Raw genomic sequence first — 24,753 nt, 5'->3', positions numbered from 1 at the left:
AAATGCTATTAAATTTCAACCCATATTTAAAACCTGAACAAAGTCGTATCAAATGAAAACAAAATTTAACTTTTTAGTTTTATCGATTGCCGCATTCACCATTTTTGGCTGTGAACAAGGTGAAAAAAAAGCTCCTGAAAAGAAAAGACCCAACATCGTCTTTATAATGTCTGATGACCATGCATACCAGGCCATTAGTGCTTATGACAAGCGATTGATAAATACGCCAAATATTGACCGTATAGCCAATGAGGGCATGCTGTTTACCAATGCCTGCGTGACCAATTCGATTTGTGCTCCTGCCAGGGCCACTATACTTACAGGAAAACATACCCATATCAATGGCAAAATAGATAATCGCATGCCGTTTGATACCACACAGGTAACCTTTCCTCAATTATTTAAAAAAGCAGGATACCAAACGGCAATGTTCGGAAAACTACATTTTGGCAACAGCCCCAAAGGCGTAGATGAATTTCTAATTTTACCCGGCCAGGGGCATTATATCAATCCGGACTTTATTACTAAAAATGGAGATACCACGATTACGGGTTATGTAACCGATATCATTACCGATTTAAGTATCAATTGGCTGGATAAACAACGCGATAGCGACAAGCCGTTTATGTTGGCATACCTACACAAAGCGCCGCATAGACCTTGGTGGCCGAGACCCGACAAATTTGAAGAATTTTCTAAGAAGACCTTCCCCCTACCCGAAACGCTTTTCGACAATTATGAGAACAGGGGCACCGCTGCCAAGACTGCAGAGATGAATCTGCTGACCCATATGCAATACGGACACGACAGTAAAATATGGCCCGAAACTATTGAAGCCATGGGAGGCGTTGAACCCAAAGTCGAACAACAACAGGCCAGCGTGTACAACGAATTCAATCGAGGCACCGAAGAACAAAAAAGCGCATACAAGGTAATTTTAGATTCCATCAATGAAGATTTTAAATCGAGGTGGCCTTCGATGACCGACAAGGAAAAAATGATTTGGAAATACCAGCGGTATATGCAAGACTATTTGGGAAGTATATCTTCTGTTGACGATAATGTTGGGCGATTTTTAGATTATTTGGATGAAAGCGGATTGGCCGAAAATACGATAGTCGTCTATACTTCCGATCAAGGTTTTTATCTCGGTGAACACGGTTGGTTCGATAAGCGTTTTATATATGACGAATCGTTCAAAACACCATTGTTGATTCGATGGCCCAACGAAATTAAAGCAGGGACGACCAACGAAGAAATGGTACAGAATCTTGATTTTGCCCAAACTTTTTTAGAGGCTGCACAAATCGAAGCCCCGGATGATATGCAAGGCGAAAGCCTTATGCCACTTTTAAAGGGCCAAAACGACCAATGGAATCGTGAGGCCGTCTACTACCACTATTATGAATACCCAAGTGTACACATGGTCAAACGCCATTACGGTATCGTCACCAAAGAATACAAATTGGTCCATTTCTACTATGATGTAGACGAATGGGAACTTTACGACCGTAAAAAAGATCCGAACGAAATGAACAATGTTTACAACGACCCGGAATACGCATCAGTAGTAGAAAAGCTACACAAGGAATTGGAAGAACTCCGAAAGAAATATAAGGACTCCTCGACATTGGATCAACACTATATCGATATCTATAAAAATAGCGCAAAAAAATAAAAAATCGCGGTTTGATTATCTATGATATGCATAAAAAAGTCGGCGATTACGCCGACTTTTTCACTATTGTATTCTTAATTTATTTATTGGCTATCGAGAGGAGCATACTCAAATTTTTGGCCTCCTATTGAAAGGTCGGCCATCAAACCTTTTTTAGGCTTAATAAACGCCACTACCCCATCATTATAATTAGCTTTAGCGGCAACACCCCTTTCTAGAGCTATTGCCGACGCTTCTGCTGAAAACTTATATTGCCCCTGTTTAAAGGCATTTAAGGCATCTTCAGTTTCAAAAAATATAATCTCGGTAAGCGCTTGACCACCAGCTTGAAATCCGACGTCCAATTTTTTTAAATCGGCCATACCGACAATTTTTCCATTTTGGTAAACCACACCATTACCTGATGCTGCCCCGACGATAAAGCCGCCTTCACCGACATTCGGAAAAACGACATATCCCGAAGCATTCTTAAAAAATCGGTCGAGACCTTTATCTACAGCCTGTAGTTCTACTTTGGCCTTTTCGGCATCCTTGATAATCCTTTGATCGTCGTTGCTTTGTGAGAAGACTCCAAAAGCTACGAGCATGGTGATCATTATTGTAATTGATTTTAAAGTTTTCATAATAACTGTTTTTACAATTTTACATTTCTAAATAATTCATCTTCTGAGATTCAGAAGCGTTTATGCTTCCTTAAAAAACATCTCATTAACGAAACTAAAAAGATAGTCGTCAATCAATTATCGGTATTCAACAATTTATTGATTCAATTGTAAATGAAGCGGAAAACCATTTGCCCCGGTGTCAAAGTGCGCAAAATGATATAAGCAAGCCGAGAAATATCTGTCACTAACCCTACTGATCTTTTTAGCGTCAAAACTTGATTTTTTCAAACAACTGTTATAGGGGTGTATCGCTTATATTGCCAAAAACAAATCATTATGAAAGTACAAGCTTATCTCTCTTTTAATGGCAATTGTTTAGAAGCACTCAATTATTATGCAAATCTTTTCAATGCGGAAATTAAAAATCGGCAAACGTATGAGGACAAGAAAATTGATGTTCCGGAATCATTTCGCCAAAAGCTACAACATGCGGAACTTAAGGGCAAGAACGTACATTTTATGGCGTACGATGCAGCTCCTGACACTCCCATCAACCACGGCAACCAAATTCACATGAGTGTCGAGGTTGGAAATAAGGAAGAAGCGAAAATACTTTTTGAGAACCTATCGAGTGGTGGCCAAGTACACCATAACTTTCGAGAACGTGAATGGGGTTACTTCGGAAGGTGTACCGACAACTTCGGCATTAACTGGATGGTGAACAGTAACAATTAAGAACCTCTTTTTTAATACATTTTGTTCTTGTTTTCCGAAGTTTTGGGAATCTGTTGAATCGAATCCCAATGCTCGCAAATTTTTCCTTTGTCATCAAATCGGAAAAAGTCCATGGTGACGTACTCATCATTATCAGGCCATATTTGATGCGTGTGTAGAGCCACTAGATTTCCTTCGGCAATACACCGCACGAATTCAATTGATTTTTGGGGATATTCATTTTGCATCCTTTCAAAATATTCGATGAATCCCGCCGTGCCATTTGCCACCATCGGATTGTGTTGAATATATTCTTCCCCGACATATTTCGCAATTGCTTCCTTTGGACTGCCAAGATATGCAGTTTTATAAAATGCTATTGCATTTGCTTTGTTTTCCGATAGGTTCATAAATCTTCTTTTCTAGTTTTTTGAATGGAGTAAAAATTAAACGTTTTTGTTGGTGTTGTGACGACGTAATGCGAAAACGTCAGCGGAAATTTTCATGATTTATGTTACTGCGATTTATGATTTTTTTTGAAACATTCTTAAGAAGAGGTAAGAAATGCTAGTTTTTCACTTTTGTATTCAAGGCTTTCCGTATATGTTCGCTGTCCCAATGATTATCCAAATCGACAATACCTCTTTTAAAGTCGTCGTCGAGTAACCTTTCTTGTTCTTCCAACTCTTTACGTGCTTTGAAAATATACTCATCGCCCCTTTTTGGTTCCTTAGCCAAACGCCTTATACTTTCTTCATCATATTTGATAAAATTTTGTACTTGCCTATTCAAGGTATATTTTCGGAATCCCATTTTACTCAGCACATCTTTTGCCAAGGTTAAAGAAGTATCCAGTGATTCCCGATATATGTTTTCTATTCCCATATTCAAAAGATCATAGGCGTCATATCGGTTCTTGGCACGAATCATAAGCTCGACATGAGGATATTTTTCCTTTACCAATTTCGAAACTTGTCTGGTAACGTTCGGATTGTCAATGGCACATATTAATATTTTAGCTTCGGCAATTCCAGCAGACTCCAACAAATCTACTCGAGTGGCATCACCATAATACACCTCAAACCCCATTTTCCGCAGAAAATCTACGCGGTTGGAATCTTGATCCAAGATAGTAGCTTCTACACCATGAGAACGCAAAAACCGTCCTACAGTACTTCCAAAATGCCCAAAACCGACAAGTATTATTTTATGGGATTTTGCAATATGATCCATAGGCCGCTTTATCGATTCTTTGGTACCCACTTTTGGCAAAATCAATCGTTCATTGATGATGCCGATTATTGGGGTCAGTGACATGGATAGAGCGGTAATCACCAACATCACATCTATTGTTTCTTGATCTAAGATATTTAATTGAAAGGCAAAGGATAAGAGCACAAAAGCGAATTCACCAACTTGGGCCAAACTAAATGTAAGCAATAATTTTTGGTCTAGTTTTAGCTTAAAAACTTGAGCAGTGATAAATAAAACCAATGCTTTTAAGAGAATAATGGCAATTAAAATACCGCCAATCGTCAATGGACTTTTGGCGATGACAACGAAATTAATGGAAGCCCCGACCGCCATAAAAAACAAACCCAAAAGCAAGTTTTTAAATGGTTCTAGAGTGCTTTCCAATTCATGCTTGAATTCGCTGTTCGATAGTACTACACCACCTAAAAACGCCCCTAAAGCCGGACTCAAACCAACAAACTCCATTAAAAAAGAAATTCCGAAAACAATCAAAAACGCTGCTGCAATGAGAAGTTCCCTAACACTCGTTTTAGCCACTTTTCTTAGCATTGGTACGATCAAGTAACGTCCCGCCAGAATAATTAAAACAACAGATAGAATAATCGCTAGTGTCTGTAACCCTAAAGGCAAACTTTGTATCAAACTTCCAGTAGCGCTGTGATCGTCGGTATTTGGTGCGGCTGAAGTATTTGATAATAGCGGAAGTGCACCAAGCATAAAAATGACTATAATATCTTGAAATAACAGAATTGAAAATGCCGATGAACCGAACGTAGTATCCATCAAGCCTTTTTCTTTTATAGTTTGCATGGCAATAGCCGTAGAAGATAGGGCAACAGCCATAGCGATTACCAGTGACACCTTCCATTCAAACCCCATAATGGTGAAAAAAACATAAGTGAATCCCATGGTCAGCCCCACCTGGATACAACCCAAACCTAAAATGGTTTTTCGCATGTTCCAGAAGTTTTTAGGCTCTATTTCCAGTCCTATTAAAAACAACATCATGACCACACCAAACTCTGCAAAATGAAGAATATCTTGACCTTCGGCTCCAATGAAACCTAATACATACGGTCCGATTAAGACCCCTGCCAATAAATAACCGATAACGGAACTTAGACCAAATCGCTTAGCAATGGACACACATATAATCGCCCCCGCCAAAAATACTATGGCTTGAAAGAGTAATCCTCCCGTCATGATGCGACTTGTTTAAGTTGTGGAATATCATTCAAAAATGAACATCCTTCAGAATCTTCAACCGATAAATCAGTTTTTAGTAGTTCAATTAGTTTGCCATAATTATTGGCGTATTCAGTCAGTTTTTCATCGTTCAAATTATGAGTACCCATCACAGCAAAAGGAGGGTAATACACCATACCACACAATCTAGCCGTTTGCTCAAAAGGTCTTAAAAATTGAGCAACGGTAAAGCTGTTATACCCTTCTGAACAGTACACCTCTAAAGAACCACCTGTTGTAATTACATTTAAACAGGTTTTTGAATGTAATGCGCTACCTTTTGGTCCATAAGCCCAATTGAACTCCAGCACCATATCTATCCATTGTTTCATTAAGGGTGGACAACTATACCAATAGAACGGATGATGCCAAATAATCACATCGTGATGAGCCAGCAAGGCCTGTTCTACCGGGACATCAATATGGAAATTGGGATATTTTTCATATAAATCATGAAAAGTTATGCCATCGATACCCTTGATGCGATCGATTAGCGCCAAATTTGCCCTAGACTTCTCAAATTTAGGATGAGCAAACAGAATTAGGATCTTTTTCATTCGATAAATTTACTGGAAAAAAATTAAGCGATTAGAATAGGGTTTCTATTCGCTCAATCAAAAAATTCGGCAAATAGTTTTTTTACTTCAATCTCCATTAGCTGAAAGAAGTTGGCGAAAATCGGGGTCAATTCCCGTGCTTCGATAGTAGAACTCGCGTGTAGGGCGTTAAACAAGAAATTACTTCTTAGAAATTTTGTATCTGCCTCCGACTTTCAGAAAAACCATCAGTAAAGAAAGGTACAATTCCATCGATGGCAGCTTTATCATCAAAACACTGTACGCTATTTTTACCTAAAAAGAGAAGAGTATTATGCTCAATGCGTATGGGGTTAAAGTCAACCAATGGGTACGGGTTCCTTTTTAAAACCAAATAATTTGGTAGCATTCGGTTCTATTCAGGGAGGTCAGGTCTTTAGAAAAATATGGAAACAGTTCGCCAAACTTTACGATTTCGAATTCTTGCGGAAGCCCATCTTTAAATCTGTATTTCAGAATATCACTGGTCATCTTAGACAGTAATTGTTGTTTTAGTTAAAAAATTGATTTATTGGTTATCAGGTCATTATATCAGAGTCTAATAATAATGAGGCCAAACAAATAGAGATGTTGAATACCATGTCTCAATTCGGGATAGATGAAATTTTAATGTCATTGACCAGAAAGACTACCAAAATAGACGAAGTATTGCCAACCTTAAACAGGATACCCGTGGTCTTGTTCGATAAAGTTTCGAATAAGGTACCCTACACCCAAATCGTAATCAATGAAAAGGAAGCTGCCTTTAATGCTGTTGAACAACTTATAGAACTTGGCAAACAGCGAATTGCTATGATAAAAGAGACTGAAAATCCCCATAATTCCGAGAAAAGATATGAGGGTTATTTGCGGACCCTAGAACTCTATGGCCTTCATAGTTCGGGAAAAAATAATTCTAAGTACCGAAGACATATCGTTGTCTCACGGCAGACGTTTCACTAATATACTTTTAAATATGAAAAAGTTTGCCATAACAGACAACGCCGCCATAGGTGCTATCAAAGTATTCCACAGATTTAAAATAAGAATTCCAGAGGAAATTGCTGTAGTCGGTTTTAGTAATTCGGTAAATTCAACAATTGTACAGCCGAACTTGACTACAGGCGATCAGCCCGGAAACAGAATTGAGCGCACTGCCGTTAAATTTCTAATCGAAGAAATTGAAGACCCAAAACCTGGCGTAATTACAAAGATCGTAGAAATCAAAACCAGTCTTATCGTTCAGGATTCTTCTCTTACGATTTAATGGAAATAAAAACACAAAACCTCTATTTGATTTCTATATCACAAAGACTTTTAACCGGTCGTTTATTGTTACCATTTTTGAATTTCAGTACGGATTTCTTTTACCGATGTCTTTCGTACTTTTGCTATTTTCTCAAGAATACCTTCAAATCCCCCGCTTTCGAAATAAAGGTCTTCAACATCCAATTCAGGATAAGCTTCAACATAGGCTTCCTGTATGGCGTTCCATTTATCGGCAAGTTCCGTATATTGGTTTAAATCGCCACTTGAATTATTTGAACCTTCATGGCCACCCTGATCCAAATCATCCGCGAAATGTCTTTTATTATCAGTGTTCATCACTATTATTTTTTAGGATTATATCCTTAAAAGTATCGTTTTAAAAAATCGAAGTGTATCCTATCTGATTTTAAGATTGCCGCAAAAGAGCCCTAACCTACTGGAAATACAACCCTTAACCAACCCAACAGCTATAATTGATTATCGGGAGATTCCAGAACAAGCAATTTGACCTTTTTCCAAAAAAGCAAGGTCGTGGCACTCGTAGGCTGTGCAAAATCAGCCAATAACTTTAAATTTGCGCGAAACTGTTGCAACTCTGATTTACTCATATTTTCATCACTTATAGGATAATAGGCCATGCCCCATTTAGGAAATGTTCTTTCTTCAATAGTGTCTTCCGAAACGAGTTTTACTTCCCCGTGACGCTTATCCTTTTTAATTTTAGCATAGAGTTCTTGAACCTCTTGACGTTTCCCCTCTAAAATTTGGATAAACTTTTTATTGTAGAAAACAAGGCAACCTGTGATGTCATGCCCATCGTTAAAACTTCTGGCCTCTTCTAGTATATTTGCTATATCGACAGAAGTCAATTTATCAATAGCCTGTGATTCATAGGTAAGTTCAAACATAAACTATTTCTCTTTTAGGATTATACAAAGTATAAATTTGGATATTAAAATTCTAATGTCAGGTTAAATTAGTGGATATGATATAATAAAGCAAAGCCATTATTACTCGACGTGATTATTAAATGGAGTGGAATTTATTCAAAAATGGTCAATATTAAAAACCTGCATTTTTCTTATTTCCGGCACTCCCACTACTGATTTCAGACAACGAAACCTAAGACGGTTTGTCTTTACAGACACCACCCTATCTATTTTTTTATGGCCAATTGTCTCATAACCAGGATTAGGATTATATGGTGGGTCTGCAATGGAAAAATGGTTTACCGGCTCCAACACCACCCAAAAACCTTCAACAAAAGCTTCCAAGGTATATTTTGCTATTCGTTGTCCGTTGGCGATATTTTCCATTAGGACAACTGTGTTTATTGTCTTCGTGTTCTCCCATTTAAGTTCTATAACATTTCCCTTTTTGACTGAATCGCATTCGGCAATAGGGTAAGAAAACCGTTTTTTAATTTCATCTCCGAACATCTTGGCTGCCGTAACGATTGTATCAGGAATCAGCCCTCGATTATCAGGAGGAAGATTAATGATAGTATTGGCACCTAGCCCCACTGTTCTATAGTACAGGTCTACATGTTCCGACAACGAACGCGGCAGCGTAACCTCTGGATGCCAAAACCAGCCACCTTCATGAAAAGCCCAATGAGTAGTGCATTCCCGCACACGCCAGAACTTACCATACGGATTTCCTGTTCTAACTTCCGTTTCCAATAGTCCATAGTCATTTTCAACCGATGCATCTTTTGAATTTGCCGCAGGTCGGCTATAATTCGTGCCATCAATTGTACTTACGGCATTCCACATAGGATATACCACAAGACCCGATTCATTGCCGGGCACCCATGTTTCAGGTCCCATAAAAACCATATTGGGTTGTAAATCGGCTACTAAATCGGTAATAGGGTTCCAAATATCCTCAGTGCCCGGTGCCCCCCAGTGATCGGACCACATAAAATCGATAGGGCCATAATCAGTTAGTAATTCGCGCATTTGTTCTTGTTGCACTTGTTTATATCTTTCTTTTAGCCCCGGTCTTTTAAATGCTATATTCATTAAAGAATCGCGATTATCGGCCCAGCCTATATAACCGTCGTACCAGCTCAATCCAGCATGGGCATCATGACTTGATGTATGATAAAACCCAATTTTCATATCGTGCTTACGACAAGCGTCAACAAACTCCCGGGCAATATCACCGTTTCCGTTTTTATATGGACTATTAGCAATGGTGTAATCGGTAGTTTTTGATGGCCACAAACAAAAGCCACCCTCATGCCTCACCGTCAAACAAGCATATTTTGCTCCCAAGGCCTTTGCCGCCAAGACCCATTGTTCCGCGTCCAACTCCGTTGGATTGAACTGTTGCGGTGACTCCTTTCCGTCACCATGTTCCTGCCCTGTGAATACATTTAAGCCAAAGTGCAAAAACGCACCTACCTCCCAATCGGCAAACGCAAGTTGTTTTGCACTTGGTTTAGCAAGTTCAATGTTAGATTTATTGAGTTTATTTTCAGAATCATTGCAAGAAAAGAGCAATCCTAAAAGAACAATTAAAAGATAATGTTGGCTTATAAATTTCATTCTATTATCAACTTGAAGTTTTGTATCGTTCGTATTCCAAGGAGGGACATAACAATACTAATTTTTGTCCGCAATTTTTAAATGAATCGCCAAACCGTTTTTGGGCAGTAATTTAAAATCACCAACATCGGTTGCCATTATGTTTTTATTTGCAATAGAAACTTTAGTAACCGTGGTACTGCCCGCATCATCTGTATAAATTGTGGCTTCGTAGGTTTTATCATCATCCAGAAAATCAAAAGATATAGCGACCGTTCTTTCATCATCGCCATTAATAGCGCCAACAAACCAATCACTTCCACTTTTTCTTGCCACAATGGCATATTTGCCGGGATATCCGTCAACAACCTTGGTATCGTCCCAGACCGTAGGCAAAGCGTCAAAAAATTTGAGTTCAGGCACTTCCTGAATAAAATCTTTGCTACCCCCGGCACCCTCTTCTTCTGGTTTTGAACCCTCAGGACGATCGTACCAATATAAAAATTGCCATGGACTATAAATGCAAACGGCTTTTGCCAATTGTGAGGCATGAGAGCCCATCTTTTCATCGACCCGAGGTGCAAAATAGCAATTTGTATGATCGCCGGCGCCGGCAATCATTCTTGTAAATAGCGTTTTTGTGACCATCGAATTATCAGGAGACTCCTCGTCGCCACGAATACCTTCTTGGGTCATATAATTGGGATACGTTCTCGAATAACCCGTAGGCCGGTATTCATCATGAACATCGATCATCAAACCATGATCGGCAGCTTTACGCACCGCATCGTGGAGCCAACTTGTCCACTCTTGCGAGCCAACGTTTACAAAACCATATTTGATACCGCTAACGCCCCATGACTTCAAAAGGGGGAGTACTTCATCCAATTGTTTTTCCAGTGCTCTTCTATTTACATACAAAATGACGCCTATATCTTTGCTACGCGCATAATCTATAACACTCAACAAATCGAGTGGTCCTTTAGAGCGCTTTGGATCGACCGTTATGGTCGTGGCATCTGATGCATCATCGTATTCATTGCCATACCAACCGGCATCAAACTCTATATATTGAAGATTATGTTTGACCGCAAAATCTACACAGGCCATACCGCCTTGTGTGGTAAGTGTTGTTTCCCGTATTACTTTTCCCGGTTTTATCCATGAAGTATTTTCAATTTTATTCGGTTCATTCAAGTTCAACAGCAAATAATTATTCTCTAGTAATTCCCCTGGGGTTTCTCCCGCCATTACAAAACGCCATGGGGTCTTATCTACCACACCCCCAAGATTCACCTCACTGTCCAATTGGGATACCAAGGTCCCCGGCCGACCCGACTTCCCCATAAATTTCATTCGTGCATAATCAACCAAAGCAGCTTCCCCGATGGCAGCAAATAAAGATTCATCTAGCTGCATCAATAAAGGTCTTTCAACCACCGAATCAATTTCTGAAACTTTAATTTTTTCTATTGGACTTTGGGCTCTTAAAGAGGCCCAGGCTGTTGCCGAAGGAGACAACGAAAATTCAGTACGTTCTTTTACTATCTTACCTTCGGGTTGTGGAAATTCATATCGAAACGCTACCCCTTCGTTGTAAGCGCGAATTCTGAGATTATATGTGGTACCCTCACCGGTTAATACAATCAATGCTTCGTGATATTTGTCAAGATATTCGTTTCTTTCACCATAAACAGGTTTCCAGCTAGAATCCACTGCATTCGTTTCGATTTTATCGATTCGAATATCGGCTGTGGTACTTTGTGCAGCCCCCATTTCAAAACCCAGTCCCGAAGTACCGATAACTTCTTTCCCCATAAAGCTGACATTATAGGTGGGACCCCTTTCTTCATCAATTTTAAAACTCAGCACATAGCGACCATCAGGACTCTGCACTGCCGTTTCCTTTTTTTCTTTGACATCGGAACAAGAAATAATCATTGCCGAAAGCATAAGAAATACCATCGAACGGTAAAAATTTTCAATAAATAAGTTGGAAGTAACTATGTGCATTTTCATAAGAATAGAGGATTGGATTCTGTTATGGGAGCACTCAAAACACAGTGAACCCGATCAAATTTATCCAATCTTTGAGTTATATTCGATGCTATTTACGTAAAATTTAATCAATTCTGCTTTGAATCTGGGTAAACGCAAAGCCTTCCTAAAAAAAAGGCACGTTATAGTAACGTGCCCCTTATCCGTCTTAACAACAAAATTATTTTTTTGACTTACTTACAAACTTCCCATCTTCACGTATGGACAATATGTTTTCTGTAAAAGGGCTTTTAACCGTAATATTCCACCCCAAAGAATGTATTTCCAATTGCGGACTTATCATTTTGCCCAAAATTGCCTTTGGCTCCAGTTCACTATTGCTTTTATCGTCTAATCGGTTTATTTCCCGATACTTTTCATAAAGGAACCATTTTATATGTTCATCTTCAGGGATCGCAAATGAAACTTTTGTTCCAACAGGCTTATCCGAAAAATACACATATCCCCAATGTTCTGGTTCGTGCATATTTATTACCCCTTGCGGCGACCACACCCAGTTATATTCTGGAAGAAACTTACCATCTTTTCCTTTTTTTCTTGAGTAACGGCCATCTTCCATATCAAAATCCCAATTGACCCTTGAAAAGTTGATACGCCAAAACTCATTTATTGGGAGCTTACCATGCGTATTCGCCTCTTTTAACGCTTCCCAAGGCATTGCAATTTCTACCGACCACCCCTTATCAGTGTTTTTTGAATCGTTCAACGTGCCGCTGATATCTACCCCTGTCTTCAGTCCGTTGATATCCCAACCATCAATCACTTTAGGGTGATTTCTATAAGGTTTTGTCAAAAAGAGTTCCCAAACCGTGTTCAATGCGTTCATTTCAAATTCCATATAGTCGTGGGTGTCTCCATCAGGATCAATAAATATTTCAAAATCGTTATTATAAAAGATAACGGTATCCCTTTGTTTGAGTGTACCCCAGACGTGTGGCTCTTCCATTTCGGCATAAAAATAAAGATACGTTTCGTCCCATAACATTTTCATTCGGGTTTTATATGTCGGTTCTTTATCACCTTCTATATCAATAAAGCGTTCAGACCATTCGGCGTTTTTCCAAGATTTTTCGTTTGCCTTGCCATCAACTTCGATTATACTATTTACACGATGCGCAACATAACTTCTTGGCACCTGCTGTGCTCGAACGAAGAATCCCACACAAAACAGTATATATATCACGTAATATTTTTTTCTACTATTCACTAGAACAATTTTAGTTAAACTTTAATTTATTTTACGTTTCCGGTTGCCAACAAATTTATAGCATCAATAGGAAATGTAAGGCTAACCGAAATAAATTTCTTAAAAAAGGAAAAGCCATTTTTATAAAAAATGGCTTTTCAACAACTAACTCAAACATATGCGCCCAATAAAATCGAGCGGCATTTTATTACTGAGCCCATCTACTATTTAGGCCCAGCCCCATAATCGGGGTTTTCTTGGTCGAACCAAAGTCTTTCAGAATTCAGCACTGCAGGATCATTCGTACCTGTAGAAAAGCCTTGCTCTTCCATAGCTTGTACCGTATTGGCATAATTCTTATCATCTTCAGTAGGTGTTCCCACTACAAAACGGCGTGGTATGGTCAACTCAGATCCAGAAGCCAAAAAGCTTTCCCTTGGCAAATAGGAACTACCCGTTTCTGGAATTCCAGAGCGACGTACAGTGGTCCAAACATCATTAGGCGTGGCTGCAAAATTGATATATTGCTGAATGTATACCTTTTCCAATCCGTCAACACTCAAATCATAGGCGGGTTGCGCCAATAACGCATCGATTTCACCAGCTTTTAGCTTTGTTGAAGCGGCTTCAGCCATATCTCCATCTTCATAGACAGGGTCTGACTCATAGTAAGGTAAACCACTATTTTCACCCAACAAATCGATTCTTTCGACAGAAAGACGAACGCCTTGGTCAAAATAATCTTGAGCAGAGCCTGGTATATTCGCACCCAATAATTTGAATTCTGCCAAATACAAATTTGTTTCGGCAGAAGATCCCAATACCACCTCTAAAGGAGGGAAATTATCGGTAATTTGAATCACACGGCCCCCTGGCTTTGTTGGGTAGGTAAAGCTATACCCGGTACGGGTAATTCGCTCGGTATAATCGGAAGTTGCGACATAAGTCTTCTCAATACCATCAGCAGTGATTCTGTAAAGTTCACCTTGATTGAAATAGACATTGTTTTCACTTGCAAAGGTTTCATCAGGTGAAAGCGGAACACCGGCATAACGCACCCATGGCTCTCCAGGACCAGACCACCCCTCAAAATTGCCATCTCCATCAAGTGTAACATATTGTTCTACATAAGGAGGCAAAGCTTTACCAGCGTCGATAAAGGCTTGAACTACTTCACCATTGAAGTCATTCTTATCATAAATTACCCTTACCCTAGGATCCTGGTTCTCAATCATAAAATCGATAATGTTCTTACCACCAATACCTGGTTGTTGACCATTTCCGGTACCTCGGTAATTCACATCTCTTTTGTAAATGAAATCGTCACTCAAAGCGTTCATGTAACCAACGGAAGAGTTTGCCACTTCTTCGGCTATAGCCAAAGCCTTAGCCCTGTCTTTATTAACAAGTCTAGCGGCAATCTTGAGTTTTAAAAGGTTACAAAATTTTGCCCACTTCTCATAATCACCATTATAAATTACATCTTGATTGCCAATATTAAACTGATTCGGGGCCGTCAGACCGACAATAGCCAAATCCAATTCTTCCAACCAAGTATTATAAAGGGTTTCTTGCGTATCATATGCCGGAGTAATCAAAGGTGGTGTTGTATATGGTGCCAAGGCTCCTTCAGTATAAACCATTGACCCTGTATGATCGGTAATGGTAAGTGCCGGTTGAATCTGAATCGGAAAGGTCATTGCTTTCATAGCCTCCCTTTCTGCCTTTTCCTCCTCTGGAAGTGCATCGATGCGCGTTCGAATATCCCTAGTATTGGCATACAGCCCTGGGTATATACTCTGGCCCCCGGTAGGTCCCATTTCAACGAAGGCTTCTGTGTTACCACCATCGACCGCGGCAGTTGTCAATTGACTCCACGGAAAAACGTAATCAAAATTAGTATAGAACCAAACCGTATAATCGTTGCTATACATACTTTGCACCGCCTGGGTTATCGAAAACCTGACATCAGGTTCGGCAAGTTCTGACGGATTGCTGTTTAGTTCGGCAAAATCATCTGCGTCACAACCAACGGCAAGCACCGTTAAAAGGATTAATAATGTTTTATATATTTCTTTCATTTTATTCAATTTTTTTGTTTAAAAATCAACCGAAATTGTCATAGTATAACTAGCTATATAAGGGCTAAAAGAACGCTCTCTAAAAGATTCGGTACTTGTTGTACCCCTAAAGCTTTCAGGATTTATATCATTCGGCATTGAATTATACAGGTATCCTAAATTTCTTCCGTTTATACCGACATAGAAATTCTTTGCACCCAATTTGTCACTAAAAGATTTAGGCAAATTGTAACCCAATGATATATTTCTAATGGCTATATACTTCAACTCAGTAAACCAATCGTCGTTGACAACCCCACTACCCCATGAATTGATGAAATAGTTATAGTAACTCGCATGCGTAGGTTCAACATGACCCGCTTCAAATGCTTCTTGATAAGTCATACCACCAACATCAACGGTCGCACCGCTTGGCGCCGTAACTTGTTGACCATCGGCAAAAACACCATCAGGAATGATACCATCTACGAAGCGTTGTCCTTGCGTATCGTCATATGCTGAAGTCCATGGAACACCACCATGCTCTGCATCCCTACCTCTTAATGATTCTTCCAAATATCCATAGGCCGTACCATATCTGCTCGAGTAAGAAGCAATATGTCCGCCATATCGAGCATCCAATAAAACAGACAACGATACTCCTTTATAGTTAAATTCGTTGTTAAACGAACCTTCAAAATCTGGCTGTATCTTCCCAACTTCTTCTGCTTCATAACTTCTTTCATAGTAAGCGCCTCGTCTAGAATCACTCCAAACCAAAACCTTCTTCCCATTGTTCGGGTCATCGATTTCGTTTCCACTATTGTCCATAGCTTGGTACAATTTAGGACTACTGTCGGAATAAAGCACACCATACTCGCCGCCTTCAAATGCTACTGAGCCAATACGGAAATTTCCGTAACCTATGTCTCCTCCAAGGCTTTTGTACTCCCCAAGATCTTCGTGCATTTCCTGTATCTTGGTCGTGTTATTCCAATAATTGAAAGTGGTATTCCATTCAAAATCGGCAGTTCTTATCGGCGTACCCGTAACACTAAGCTCGATACCATAATTTGACAATGTTCCAATATTGGTAAAAAGGTTACTATACCCAGAAACAGATGGCAACGGAATAGACCCGATCTGATCGGTAATCGTTTCATCATAGTATGCCAAATCGATACCAAGTCGGTTATTGAAGAAACGCACATCGGCCCCTACTTCAAATGAGTTTTTACGTTCTGGCTTGATATTTCTATCTACGGTAGTACTGTTTACCGAGTTTTTGTAAACAAAGTTTCCGTCTGGCAATTCATAAGTGCTTAAACCATACCCCCTATTAATAGTATACGGACTCGTATCACTACCTACTTGCGCCCAAGAGGCACGCAACTTACCGAAAGTAAACCAATTCGATTTTCCAAAGGTTTCACTAAAAACCCATGAAGTCGATACCGATGGATAAAAGTAAGAATAGTTACCCTCACCATTCGTATAGACCAACGCCGATGACCAGTCATTTCTACCCGTGATATCTAAGAAAAGTTGTTCTTTATATCCAAAACTAGATAGAAAATACAGCGAATTGATCTGTTTCGTAGCGGAAATGCCACCCTCAGACAACTTGGTTCGCTTAGAATTGTCTAAATAGAATCTCCCGGGAACGACCAGTCCTCCATCTGTTCGCACTCTGGTATTCGATTTTTCCTGATTCCAGATTTCCCCTCCTACCAGTATCTGGGCGGTAAAGTTATCTGAAATTTTAGGCGTAAAGTTGAATGTCAACTTCCCTGTTTTACTAATATCTTCATCATGTCTAAGTTCATAGTATCCCCCTTCATTTGCAAAACCACTTCCCAATTGCTTATTCTCATATCGCGTGGTATAATGATTCATGTTTCCTTCCGCAGCAATGGTCAACCAGTCGGTAACATTTGCGGTCAACCGAACCACAGGTCGGGTAACTTGTTCTTCGTTAACCTGATCGGTATTGTAATAGCCGAACCAAAGTCCGCTGTTCGGTACATTTGCGTAATCATCCCCAAAATTAGAGCTTGGCACACCACCGTGTGGCGCTTGCCAGTACTGTTGCTGGGTGTATTTATCAGTATTGTAAATTCGCTCGAAAGTACCGTCAAAAAAGCCTTGTGAAATATCGTTTCGTGGATTTTTCGAACTTGAATTGGTAAACGATATCGAAGCATTTGCCCGTAACCATGGCGCCAATTCATAAGATCCGGATAATAACAAAGAGTTTCTTCTAAAACTATTATCGGGCATAACCCCTGTTCTCAAATTGTAAGAATCGGATAGGTAGAAATTTCCTTTTTCATTTCCACCGCTTAACGATACGGATGTATTCGAGTTGATTCCGGTATCATAAACGTCTAACATGTTATTGTTCGACGCACTGTAGGGAATGGTATTGCCATCGTAATCTTCAATAGGCGCTCCATCAAACCTGGGACCATAACCCAAACCTCCACCAGCATGGTTGACAAGTGTTCGCATACCTTGCTCATTATAGTAGAATTGCGAGTTATCAAAACGATAGAAATCACCATTGGTATCGGTTAAACCGTAATCAACATAACCGGCCAATGTACCCGGACCGTATTCATTTTGCAAAGCCGGTTGCTTAAACGCACGGTCGATACCTAACGAATGTTTTATAGAAACCCCGATGCCCCTGGCGTTGGCACCATCTTTTGATTCGATCAATACCACCCCATTAATACCCCTTGAACCATACAAGGCAGTTGCTGCGGCACCTTTCAGAATAGAAACGCTTTTATAATCGTCTGGGTTCAGGTTTTTCAAAATATTACCATAGTCGTTGGCACTTGCGTTCCAATCCGCACTCGCCCCAGAGGTGTTATTGTCTAAAATAACCCCATCGATGACAAAAATAGGTTGGTTGTTATTGGAGTTCAATGTAGATACCCCACGAATTTGAATCTTACTATTTCCAAAAAGTCCACCATCGGAACCACCGATACTTACACCGGCAGCTTTACCTTGTAAAGCGGCAACAGGATTGACTGTATTGGTCTGCGCCAATTCTTCCCCCTTAACTTCTGTCATTGCATAACCCAAGGCTTTTTGCTCACGCTTAATACCCAAGGCGGTTACAACAACTTCACCCAATTGCTCAGAATCTTCGATCATTGAAACCTTAATTGTTGCCTGCCCGGCAACTGCTCTTTCAGCGGTCTTAAAGCCCAAGTAAGAAAATACCAAAGTGGCGGTGTTAGGTACGGCAATAACATAATTACCGTCAAAATCGGTCGATGTACCATTGGAAGTACCTTTTTCAACGACATTTACACCTGGTAAAGGAACACCGTCTTCATCGACCACCGTACCGGTTACTTGATTCTGAATGGTCATGCCGACCTTACTAGTAACCTTAGACGTTAGTTGTTTCGCTTTTGTTCCACTTAAAACGATTTGGCGGTTATCGAATACTTCATAGGCTATAGAAGTACCCTGAAAAATTTCCCGCAATATCGCGGTAATCCGTTTTTTATTAACATTAACGGACACCTTTCGATCGGGATTTACCTCGTCATTATTATATAAAAACCTGAATTCGGTCTTTGCTTCAATTTCATTGAAAACCTGTTCTAGGCTTGCGTTCTGTAAGTTGAGAGTTATTTTTGTGTTTTGTGAATACGTATTGGCCTGAATTTTAAAAAGCGAAACAATTAAGAGTATCGTTGTTAGCTTCATTTTTAGACCAAAGTTAAAAAGGTTTAGGCTTAGAGCGCCTTTTTTCTTTTCTTTCATTTCTCGGTTTAGTTAATTTAAGTTATATAAAATCATAATTCACTTAGTTTGAGAAGCCTTATGCCTTTGCTCGCATATACTTGGCGTCCCTTACAAAAGATTTGCATTACTTTTATTTCATACGGTTTTCGTTTTTAGGATTATTTATTCAATTTATATTTATCTTATTTTGATCCTTGGTATAGGTAAAAGGATAATTTTTAGACACATAGTTCAAGACCTGATCAATACTTTCTATATTCAGGTCAAAAGAGGCGCTGAACACAGTTTCATTTAGCGCCTCATTTGTACTGGTTATCTCAACATCATAAAATCGTTCCAATTTTTTTATCATTGCCCCAAAAGTGGTTCTCCTAAATACCAAGTTTCCTGCTATCCATCCTACGTGTAAATCCAAATCAGTTTCAGAGACAATCGTTTGCTCCGTAAGCCTATCCCAAGATGCCATACGACCGGGTGTCACCAAATCATTGTTTTTCGAAACATCGCCATATACCTTTACAAGACCAGAAACCACCACAGTATTTACTTGGGGGTCCTCTTCATACGATGATATGTTGAATTTGGTACCCAATACTTCAATGTTCAACGCACCCGTATTAACCAAGAAAGGATGTTCTTTATCTTTAACTACATCGAAATAGGCTTCTCCATCTAAGAAAACTTCCCGCTTATGGCCTTTTAAGAACTTTATGGGATATCGCAATGAAGAGCCTGCATTCAAGTGCACCGATGTGCCATCGGATAGTGCAATCAGAAATTTTTTCCCATAGGGTACGTTAAGCACATTATATGCAAGTTCTTCTCCAGCAGATGCCGTTTTGTAACTTATCGAATCTTTATTTTGAACCCCGATCACTTCACCTTTGACATTGGTTATTCTGTTTTCCTTTTGGGGGTCAATAATTTGAATCGTACCATCTTCAAGTTCTAATGTAATGACGTTCTCAGGAATTTGAACCGTAGTATCCGAAACACCCGAAATCTGATAAAACAAATAGCCTGACAGTATGGCTAACCCAATAAATGCGGCAGCAAAACGTACGACAAATTTCAAAGAAATAACTTTGGACTTCTTTACGGACAGTGACTCGAGCTTTTTCCATTGCTCATCCCTATCCTTGTTTAAATCGCTTCTCGTCTGCTGATATGCTTTTAAAGACGATTTGTCACTTATTCTGGAAAGGATATGATTCTTCTCTTCATCAGTAAATATCTCCTTTAAAGGCGCCTCATCGATTTGTTCTTCGTTCAAAACTTTTGCGGCAATCGACCTGGCCAATAATATCACTTTTCTTAAATACTCCATATGCCTCTATTGACTTGAATGTGCTATCAAATTCAAGCCGTTTTTTACTAAGACGAGAGAAATGGTAAAGAGGGTGAAAAAAAATTAAGTTTTTTTTAACTTAGACCAAAAAATATGCTAAAAAAAAGAAATAATCTTTTTTCAAAACGGTTCTTAACTTTTGATAAGCTATACGTTTTTGGGTCTTTACGGTATTAACCGAAATATCAAGTTCTTCGGCAATTTGTTGATTTGACAACCCCGAAATACTCAATTTGGTCACCTCTTTAGACTTTAAAGGCAACTTATCCAAGGCTGCAGCAATTATCTCATAAGTTTCCGAGAGCATTACTTCACGTAAAAAAAAGGAATTGGCTTCCACTTTTTTCAACTCCTCGATCTTTATATCTGATTTGGCCTTGAAATGTTTACTCTTAAGATAATCCAGTGATTTGTTCTTAACCGAGGAGTACAGGTACGATTTAATCACCAATTGGTCATTAAATTCAATTTTTTTATTCCATACCCGTACAAAGACTTCTTGAACAATATCTTTAGAAATCTCAATATCGTTCACAAATTTGTTCGCAAACAAACAAAGAGGTGTAAATAAAGTATTGAACAACAAGTTGAAATCACCCGAACTGATCCTATGTTTTTTTGATAGCCCCATTCATCGCACAATTATTACCACGAATACTTTTAGGCAGAGAACATTCAACGTTAGGCGTTGAAAAAAATAAAGCGTATATCTTACCATTATCTCGAACTATAATCCATAAAGACAACCCTGACCTATAGATTCTTTCTATGCTAAACACCCCAAGTATCACTTTTATTTTGAAAGCAATGAAAAAAACATACGAATTGCTATCAAACGACTCAGTGCGTCATCTTTCAACGATGGAAACAGGAATAATTTTATAGACGGAATATAGCAAAGGTCATATAAGGAGAAAATCGAAAACCTCTCATTTTCTCATTTACCCTGCAAAAATAATAGAATTTCAGACTTTATTTAAGATAGTATCACATATAATTGCGAATTCCCGATGATTACAATTCACCAGCTTCATGGAGACTATGTTATTTCTACCACTTTCTTGCCTCACAAACACTGACTTTTTCTATCGACAATTGACCACTTGAAGATTACATCGATATTTTTTAATCGACGACAGCCCAAAATGTCGCTGTAAAAGAATAAAAGATTTTTATTAGAAATTGGGAATACCTTTTGGTTACCAAAAATATTTTGGTAGGATGGGAGTCGCTACAGAGTGTATAAAACCATGTTTTATATTCAGCTTTTACACTAAACGATTTCAGCACTCAGCCCAGCTTGCAGCAATCCACTGCATTGTGGTTCCAAATCATTGTACTCTCCCGTCTTCACAGTGCATTTGCCATTGTAATGAACAATCAAAGAGCATTGTTCGGCTTGTTCCGGGGTATGATCGCAAACCGCGATCAATGTTTCAATGACGTGATCAAAAGTGTTGACCTCATCGTTGAAAAGTACAATTTCATTCTGTTTCACTACTTTTTCCTCTAAAAGCAGCTCTTCCGATATTTTTTCTTTAGTGCTCATAGTGATACATTTAGACATTCTTTTCTACCAGTATAACACTCCCTAAAATACATATTTTACGGCAACCCAATTGTTTTTTTCGATGTTTTTTTCAAATTCTAGGTTTAACTCCCTGCATTTTGCAGAAATCGTAGAAATGTCTTCGGAATAAAACCCACTTAGAAATAACAGACCATCATTTTTAAGACATTCGGCATACCTTGGAAGATCATTCAACAATATGTTTCGATTGATATTCGCCAAAATAATATCGTATTTCATCGGCCCTAACAGACTACTATCTCCCTCTCTCACATTGATATGATCACAATTGTTCCTTTCAGCATTTTCTTTTGCATTTAAGTAGCACCAATTATCAATATCGATAGCATCAATATGGGAAGCACCTTTCATTGCGGCCAAAATAGCCAGTACTCCAGTTCCCGACCCCATGTCTAAAACCGATTTACCATCAAAATCATGGTCTAAAACAAACTGCAGCATCATATGGGTGGTTTCATGATGGCCCGTACCAAAACTCATTTTTGGTTCAATAACGATATCGTATTCGGTCGTTGGCTTTTCATGAAAAGGAGCGCGAACCATACATTGTTTTCCGATTTGAATGGAATCGAAATTTTGCTCCCAAGTAGCGTTCCAATTTTCTTGTTCGATTTCTTTTAAAGAGAAGTCTATTTTAAAATTTTCATTATCAAAAACCTGAATATCCTTTAGAATAGCATCGTTCCAATCAGCCTTTTGGATGTACGCCAAAATCCCTTCTTCATTCTCAACGAAACTTTCAAAACCCGCCTCTCCCAATTCGGCGATCAAAATATCGGAAGCAGGCTGTTGAGGCTCAATCTTAAAATTATATTCTACATAAACGGTATCAGACATGAGCTATTTTATCTAATGAATAAAATATTGGAGGTTATCGATGTTGTAAACGATAACCTCCCATAAAGATTTATCTTGTTTAAATGGCATTTATGATCGCTACAAAATCATCGGCTTTTAAAGAGGCCCCACCAATGAGTCCACCATCAACATCAGGTTTAGAGAAAATTTCTTCCGCATTGGCCGGTTTAACACTCCCTCCATAGAGAATCGCAACATTATCAGCTATCGTAGCATTATAAGCCTCTGTAATCGTTTTTCGAATAAAGGCATGCATTTCTTGGGCCTGCTCAGGTGAAGCCGTTTCTCCTGTTCCAATAGCCCAAACAGGTTCATACGCCAATACAATGTTCGACCATGCACTGGCTTCCAAAGAAAATAATGCATTTTTTAATTGACTTTCTACAAGACTAAAATGGTTGTCAGATTTTCTATCTTCCAATTCTTCCCCAAAACAAAACATGACACGCATACCCTTATCTAGTGCCGCAACCACTTTTTTAGCCAAAATCTCATCGGTTTCCCCAAAATAAGCCCGTCTTTCAGAATGACCAATAATTACAGTCTCGACACCTACACTTAACAACATATCAGCTGAGATTTCGCCGGTATATGCTCCATTTTCAGCAAAATGTACATTCTGGGCTATGACCTCAATGGTCGAAGATTCTAGCGTACGTACGGCCTTGGCCAAATTCACGAAAGTGGGCGCCACCATGACCTCGGCTTTGGTATCGGGCATTTTTGCGGAAAGCTCGGTAAGCAAGGCTTCCGTTTCTTTCATGTTTTTATTCATTTTCCAATTTCCTGCAACAATTTTACTTCTCATTTTCGTTGTATTTAATTTCTAAAATTTTATGCACTTAGACCGTTTCTAACGTGGTAAGAATTCAATCATTTGAATTCCAAATTTTCTAAATCTTTATAATGTACCTTTTGTTTGATAGTTCCTTTTTCCAATACCAAAACACCTGGGTTCGAACGAACTATAGTTTTTAAAGTAGTTTCATCAGTAAAATAAAACTCAAAATTCAAATCATAAGTCTGGCGCAATTGCCGAGTCTGCTCATCATTTGATGCCGACATAGCGATTACCTTATACCCTTTCTTTATAGCATTATCGGTGATCTTTTTTATATGTTCGAAAACGGGTTTATTACTTTTTCGTAAGTCGTAAGCCACCACCATAACCAACTTCGGTTCTTGAAGCAATTCCGCGGTAAAATCTTCACCCTGTTGTTCTATGGTAAAATCGTGTATGGGCGGTTCATATCCTTTCTGTATTTCTGTAGTCTCTACGTCGATAAACTCACCTTTGACAGAAGGGTAATCACCTTGAGTCACAAAAATCTCATCTTCACCATCGACCTTAAATTTCCAGGCATATTCGAATATAGCCTTGGGAGCGTCTTCGGGCACTCCCATACCCTCTTCGATATTTGCACCGATTTTATACGGTCTAAAATCAACAACCGGCAAATGGTTTAGCACGTAATTGGCATATACCCCACATAAGACCAATGCGATTACGGTAATAACCCTTTTGGTATTGGGCCCAAAGATTGATTTAATATACTTCCTGCCCATAAATAAAATAACAATCAAAACAAGAAGAACAATATCTTTCGTAAACGACTCCCACGGTGTCAATTTTATAGCATCTCCGAAACAGCCACAGTCCGTTACCTTATTAAAATAAGCCGAATAAAAAGTCAAGAATGTAAAAAAGACAATCATGAGCAATAAGCTCCAAACTGTAAACTTGGCTCGAAAACCGATCAGGAGCATCACGCCCAACATTACTTCGAAAATGACCACAAAAATGGAAATAGCCAACGTATAGGGCTCAAAAAACGGAAGGTTTAAAACCCCTGTACTGAAATATTCCTGAAGCTTAAACGAAAAACCAATGGGATCATTAAGTTTTATAAAACCGCTAATAATAAAAAGCACTCCAACTATTATACGAGATAAACCGACTATATATTTCATGTTTTTCTTCAGTTAATATTCAGGTATTCGACATGCCGA

21 protein-coding genes are annotated in these 24,753 nt (G+C 39.0%); 4 read left to right on the top strand and 17 right to left on the bottom strand.

Annotated elements, in window-relative coordinates; all coding sequences use genetic code 11:
- Positions 1 to 52 precede the first annotated feature (52 nt).
- Positions 53 to 1,678 (top strand): sulfatase, encoded by a 1,626-nt coding sequence (locus AACZ88_RS08060; RefSeq protein ID WP_339708732.1) that lies wholly within the window; start codon positions 53 to 55, stop codon positions 1,676 to 1,678.
- 83 nt (positions 1,679 to 1,761) lie between these two features.
- Here the strand turns inward: AACZ88_RS08060 and AACZ88_RS08055 are convergent, their stop codons facing one another.
- Positions 1,762 to 2,301, bottom strand: a complete 540-nt coding sequence (locus AACZ88_RS08055; protein ID WP_339708730.1) for a lipid-binding SYLF domain-containing protein — start codon at positions 2,299 to 2,301, stop codon at positions 1,762 to 1,764.
- Between the two features lie 318 nt (positions 2,302 to 2,619).
- On the opposite strand from AACZ88_RS08055, the gene AACZ88_RS08050 reads away from it, so the two are divergent.
- On the top strand, positions 2,620 to 3,018 hold the full coding sequence (locus AACZ88_RS08050; protein ID WP_339708728.1) for a VOC family protein: 399 nt from the start codon (positions 2,620 to 2,622) through the stop codon (positions 3,016 to 3,018).
- An 11-nt stretch (positions 3,019 to 3,029) separates the two neighbouring features.
- On the opposite strand, the gene AACZ88_RS08045 is transcribed toward AACZ88_RS08050, so the two are convergent.
- The 3 genes from AACZ88_RS08045 to AACZ88_RS08035 form a co-directional block, all read right to left on the bottom strand.
- A complete protein-coding gene (locus tag AACZ88_RS08045; protein ID WP_339708727.1) occupies positions 3,030 to 3,407 on the bottom strand; it encodes a nuclear transport factor 2 family protein in 378 nt (125 codons plus the stop codon).
- Between the two features lie 157 nt (positions 3,408 to 3,564).
- A complete protein-coding gene (locus AACZ88_RS08040) occupies positions 3,565 to 5,454 on the bottom strand; it encodes a monovalent cation:proton antiporter-2 (CPA2) family protein (protein WP_339708726.1) in 1,890 nt (629 codons plus the stop codon).
- Positions 5,451 to 6,053 carry an NAD(P)H-dependent oxidoreductase gene (locus AACZ88_RS08035; protein ID WP_339708724.1) on the bottom strand — a complete coding sequence of 201 codons (603 nt, stop codon included), beginning with the start codon at positions 6,051 to 6,053 and terminating at the stop codon, positions 5,451 to 5,453. The genes AACZ88_RS08040 and AACZ88_RS08035 overlap by 4 nt, the downstream gene beginning before the upstream one ends.
- A gap of 606 nt (positions 6,054 to 6,659) precedes the next feature.
- Between AACZ88_RS08035 and AACZ88_RS08030 the strand changes: the two genes are divergently transcribed.
- Both AACZ88_RS08030 and AACZ88_RS08025 read left to right on the top strand, forming a co-directional pair.
- Complete coding sequence (locus tag AACZ88_RS08030; RefSeq protein ID WP_339708722.1) at positions 6,660 to 7,034, top strand: hypothetical protein; 375 nt, start codon at positions 6,660 to 6,662, stop codon at positions 7,032 to 7,034.
- A 13-nt stretch (positions 7,035 to 7,047) separates the two neighbouring features.
- Entirely contained in the window at positions 7,048 to 7,338 is a 291-nt protein-coding gene (locus AACZ88_RS08025; protein WP_339708720.1) for a substrate-binding domain-containing protein, read from the top strand.
- A gap of 68 nt (positions 7,339 to 7,406) precedes the next feature.
- On the opposite strand, the gene AACZ88_RS08020 is transcribed toward AACZ88_RS08025, so the two are convergent.
- The 13 genes from AACZ88_RS08020 to AACZ88_RS07960 all read right to left on the bottom strand — a co-directional run bounded on the left by AACZ88_RS08020 (position 7,407) and on the right by AACZ88_RS07960 (position 24,714).
- Positions 7,407 to 7,676 (bottom strand): hypothetical protein, encoded by a 270-nt coding sequence (locus AACZ88_RS08020; protein ID WP_339708719.1) that lies wholly within the window; start codon positions 7,674 to 7,676, stop codon positions 7,407 to 7,409.
- Between the two features lie 131 nt (positions 7,677 to 7,807).
- A complete protein-coding gene (locus tag AACZ88_RS08015) occupies positions 7,808 to 8,248 on the bottom strand; it encodes a BLUF domain-containing protein (protein WP_339708718.1) in 441 nt (146 codons plus the stop codon).
- Between the two features lie 138 nt (positions 8,249 to 8,386).
- Entirely contained in the window at positions 8,387 to 9,892 is a 1,506-nt protein-coding gene (locus AACZ88_RS08010; RefSeq protein WP_339708716.1) for an alpha-L-fucosidase, read from the bottom strand.
- Positions 9,893 to 9,949: 57 nt separating this feature from the next.
- Positions 9,950 to 11,890: a glycoside hydrolase family 97 N-terminal domain-containing protein gene (locus AACZ88_RS08005; protein WP_339708714.1), complete on the bottom strand. Its 1,941-nt coding sequence runs from the start codon at positions 11,888 to 11,890 to the stop codon at positions 9,950 to 9,952.
- Positions 11,891 to 12,089: 199 nt separating this feature from the next.
- Positions 12,090 to 13,136 carry a carbohydrate-binding family 9-like protein gene (locus AACZ88_RS08000; protein WP_339708712.1) on the bottom strand — a complete coding sequence of 349 codons (1,047 nt, stop codon included), beginning with the start codon at positions 13,134 to 13,136 and terminating at the stop codon, positions 12,090 to 12,092.
- Between the two features lie 203 nt (positions 13,137 to 13,339).
- Positions 13,340 to 15,196: a SusD/RagB family nutrient-binding outer membrane lipoprotein gene (locus tag AACZ88_RS07995; RefSeq protein ID WP_339708710.1), complete on the bottom strand. Its 1,857-nt coding sequence runs from the start codon at positions 15,194 to 15,196 to the stop codon at positions 13,340 to 13,342.
- Between the two features lie 18 nt (positions 15,197 to 15,214).
- On the bottom strand, positions 15,215 to 18,964 hold the full coding sequence (locus tag AACZ88_RS07990) for a SusC/RagA family TonB-linked outer membrane protein (RefSeq protein ID WP_339708708.1): 3,750 nt from the start codon (positions 18,962 to 18,964) through the stop codon (positions 15,215 to 15,217).
- A gap of 148 nt (positions 18,965 to 19,112) precedes the next feature.
- Positions 19,113 to 20,273: a FecR domain-containing protein gene (locus AACZ88_RS07985; RefSeq protein ID WP_339708706.1), complete on the bottom strand. Its 1,161-nt coding sequence runs from the start codon at positions 20,271 to 20,273 to the stop codon at positions 19,113 to 19,115.
- A gap of 100 nt (positions 20,274 to 20,373) precedes the next feature.
- Entirely contained in the window at positions 20,374 to 20,925 is a 552-nt protein-coding gene (locus AACZ88_RS07980; protein ID WP_339708704.1) for an RNA polymerase sigma-70 factor, read from the bottom strand.
- Positions 20,926 to 21,567: 642 nt separating this feature from the next.
- Positions 21,568 to 21,843: an ATP-dependent Clp protease adaptor ClpS gene (locus AACZ88_RS07975; protein WP_339708702.1), complete on the bottom strand. Its 276-nt coding sequence runs from the start codon at positions 21,841 to 21,843 to the stop codon at positions 21,568 to 21,570.
- 42 nt (positions 21,844 to 21,885) lie between these two features.
- A complete protein-coding gene (gene prmA / locus AACZ88_RS07970) occupies positions 21,886 to 22,722 on the bottom strand; it encodes a 50S ribosomal protein L11 methyltransferase (RefSeq protein WP_339708700.1) in 837 nt (278 codons plus the stop codon).
- Positions 22,723 to 22,801: 79 nt separating this feature from the next.
- A complete protein-coding gene (gene tpiA, locus AACZ88_RS07965; protein WP_339708698.1) occupies positions 22,802 to 23,551 on the bottom strand; it encodes a triose-phosphate isomerase in 750 nt (249 codons plus the stop codon).
- Positions 23,552 to 23,616: 65 nt separating this feature from the next.
- The gene (locus AACZ88_RS07960; protein ID WP_339708696.1) at positions 23,617 to 24,714 is read right to left on the bottom strand and encodes a BT_3928 family protein; all 1,098 of its coding nucleotides are present in this window, start codon (positions 24,712 to 24,714) and stop codon (positions 23,617 to 23,619) included.
- Positions 24,715 to 24,753: the final 39 nt, after the last annotated feature.

This window comes from uncultured Kriegella sp. (assembly GCF_963975415.1).
In the GTDB taxonomy this organism is placed as follows: domain Bacteria; phylum Bacteroidota; class Bacteroidia; order Flavobacteriales; family Flavobacteriaceae; genus Kriegella.
Note: the sequence above shows the minus strand (reverse complement) of the source record. Positions and strands in the feature narration are given on the sequence as shown.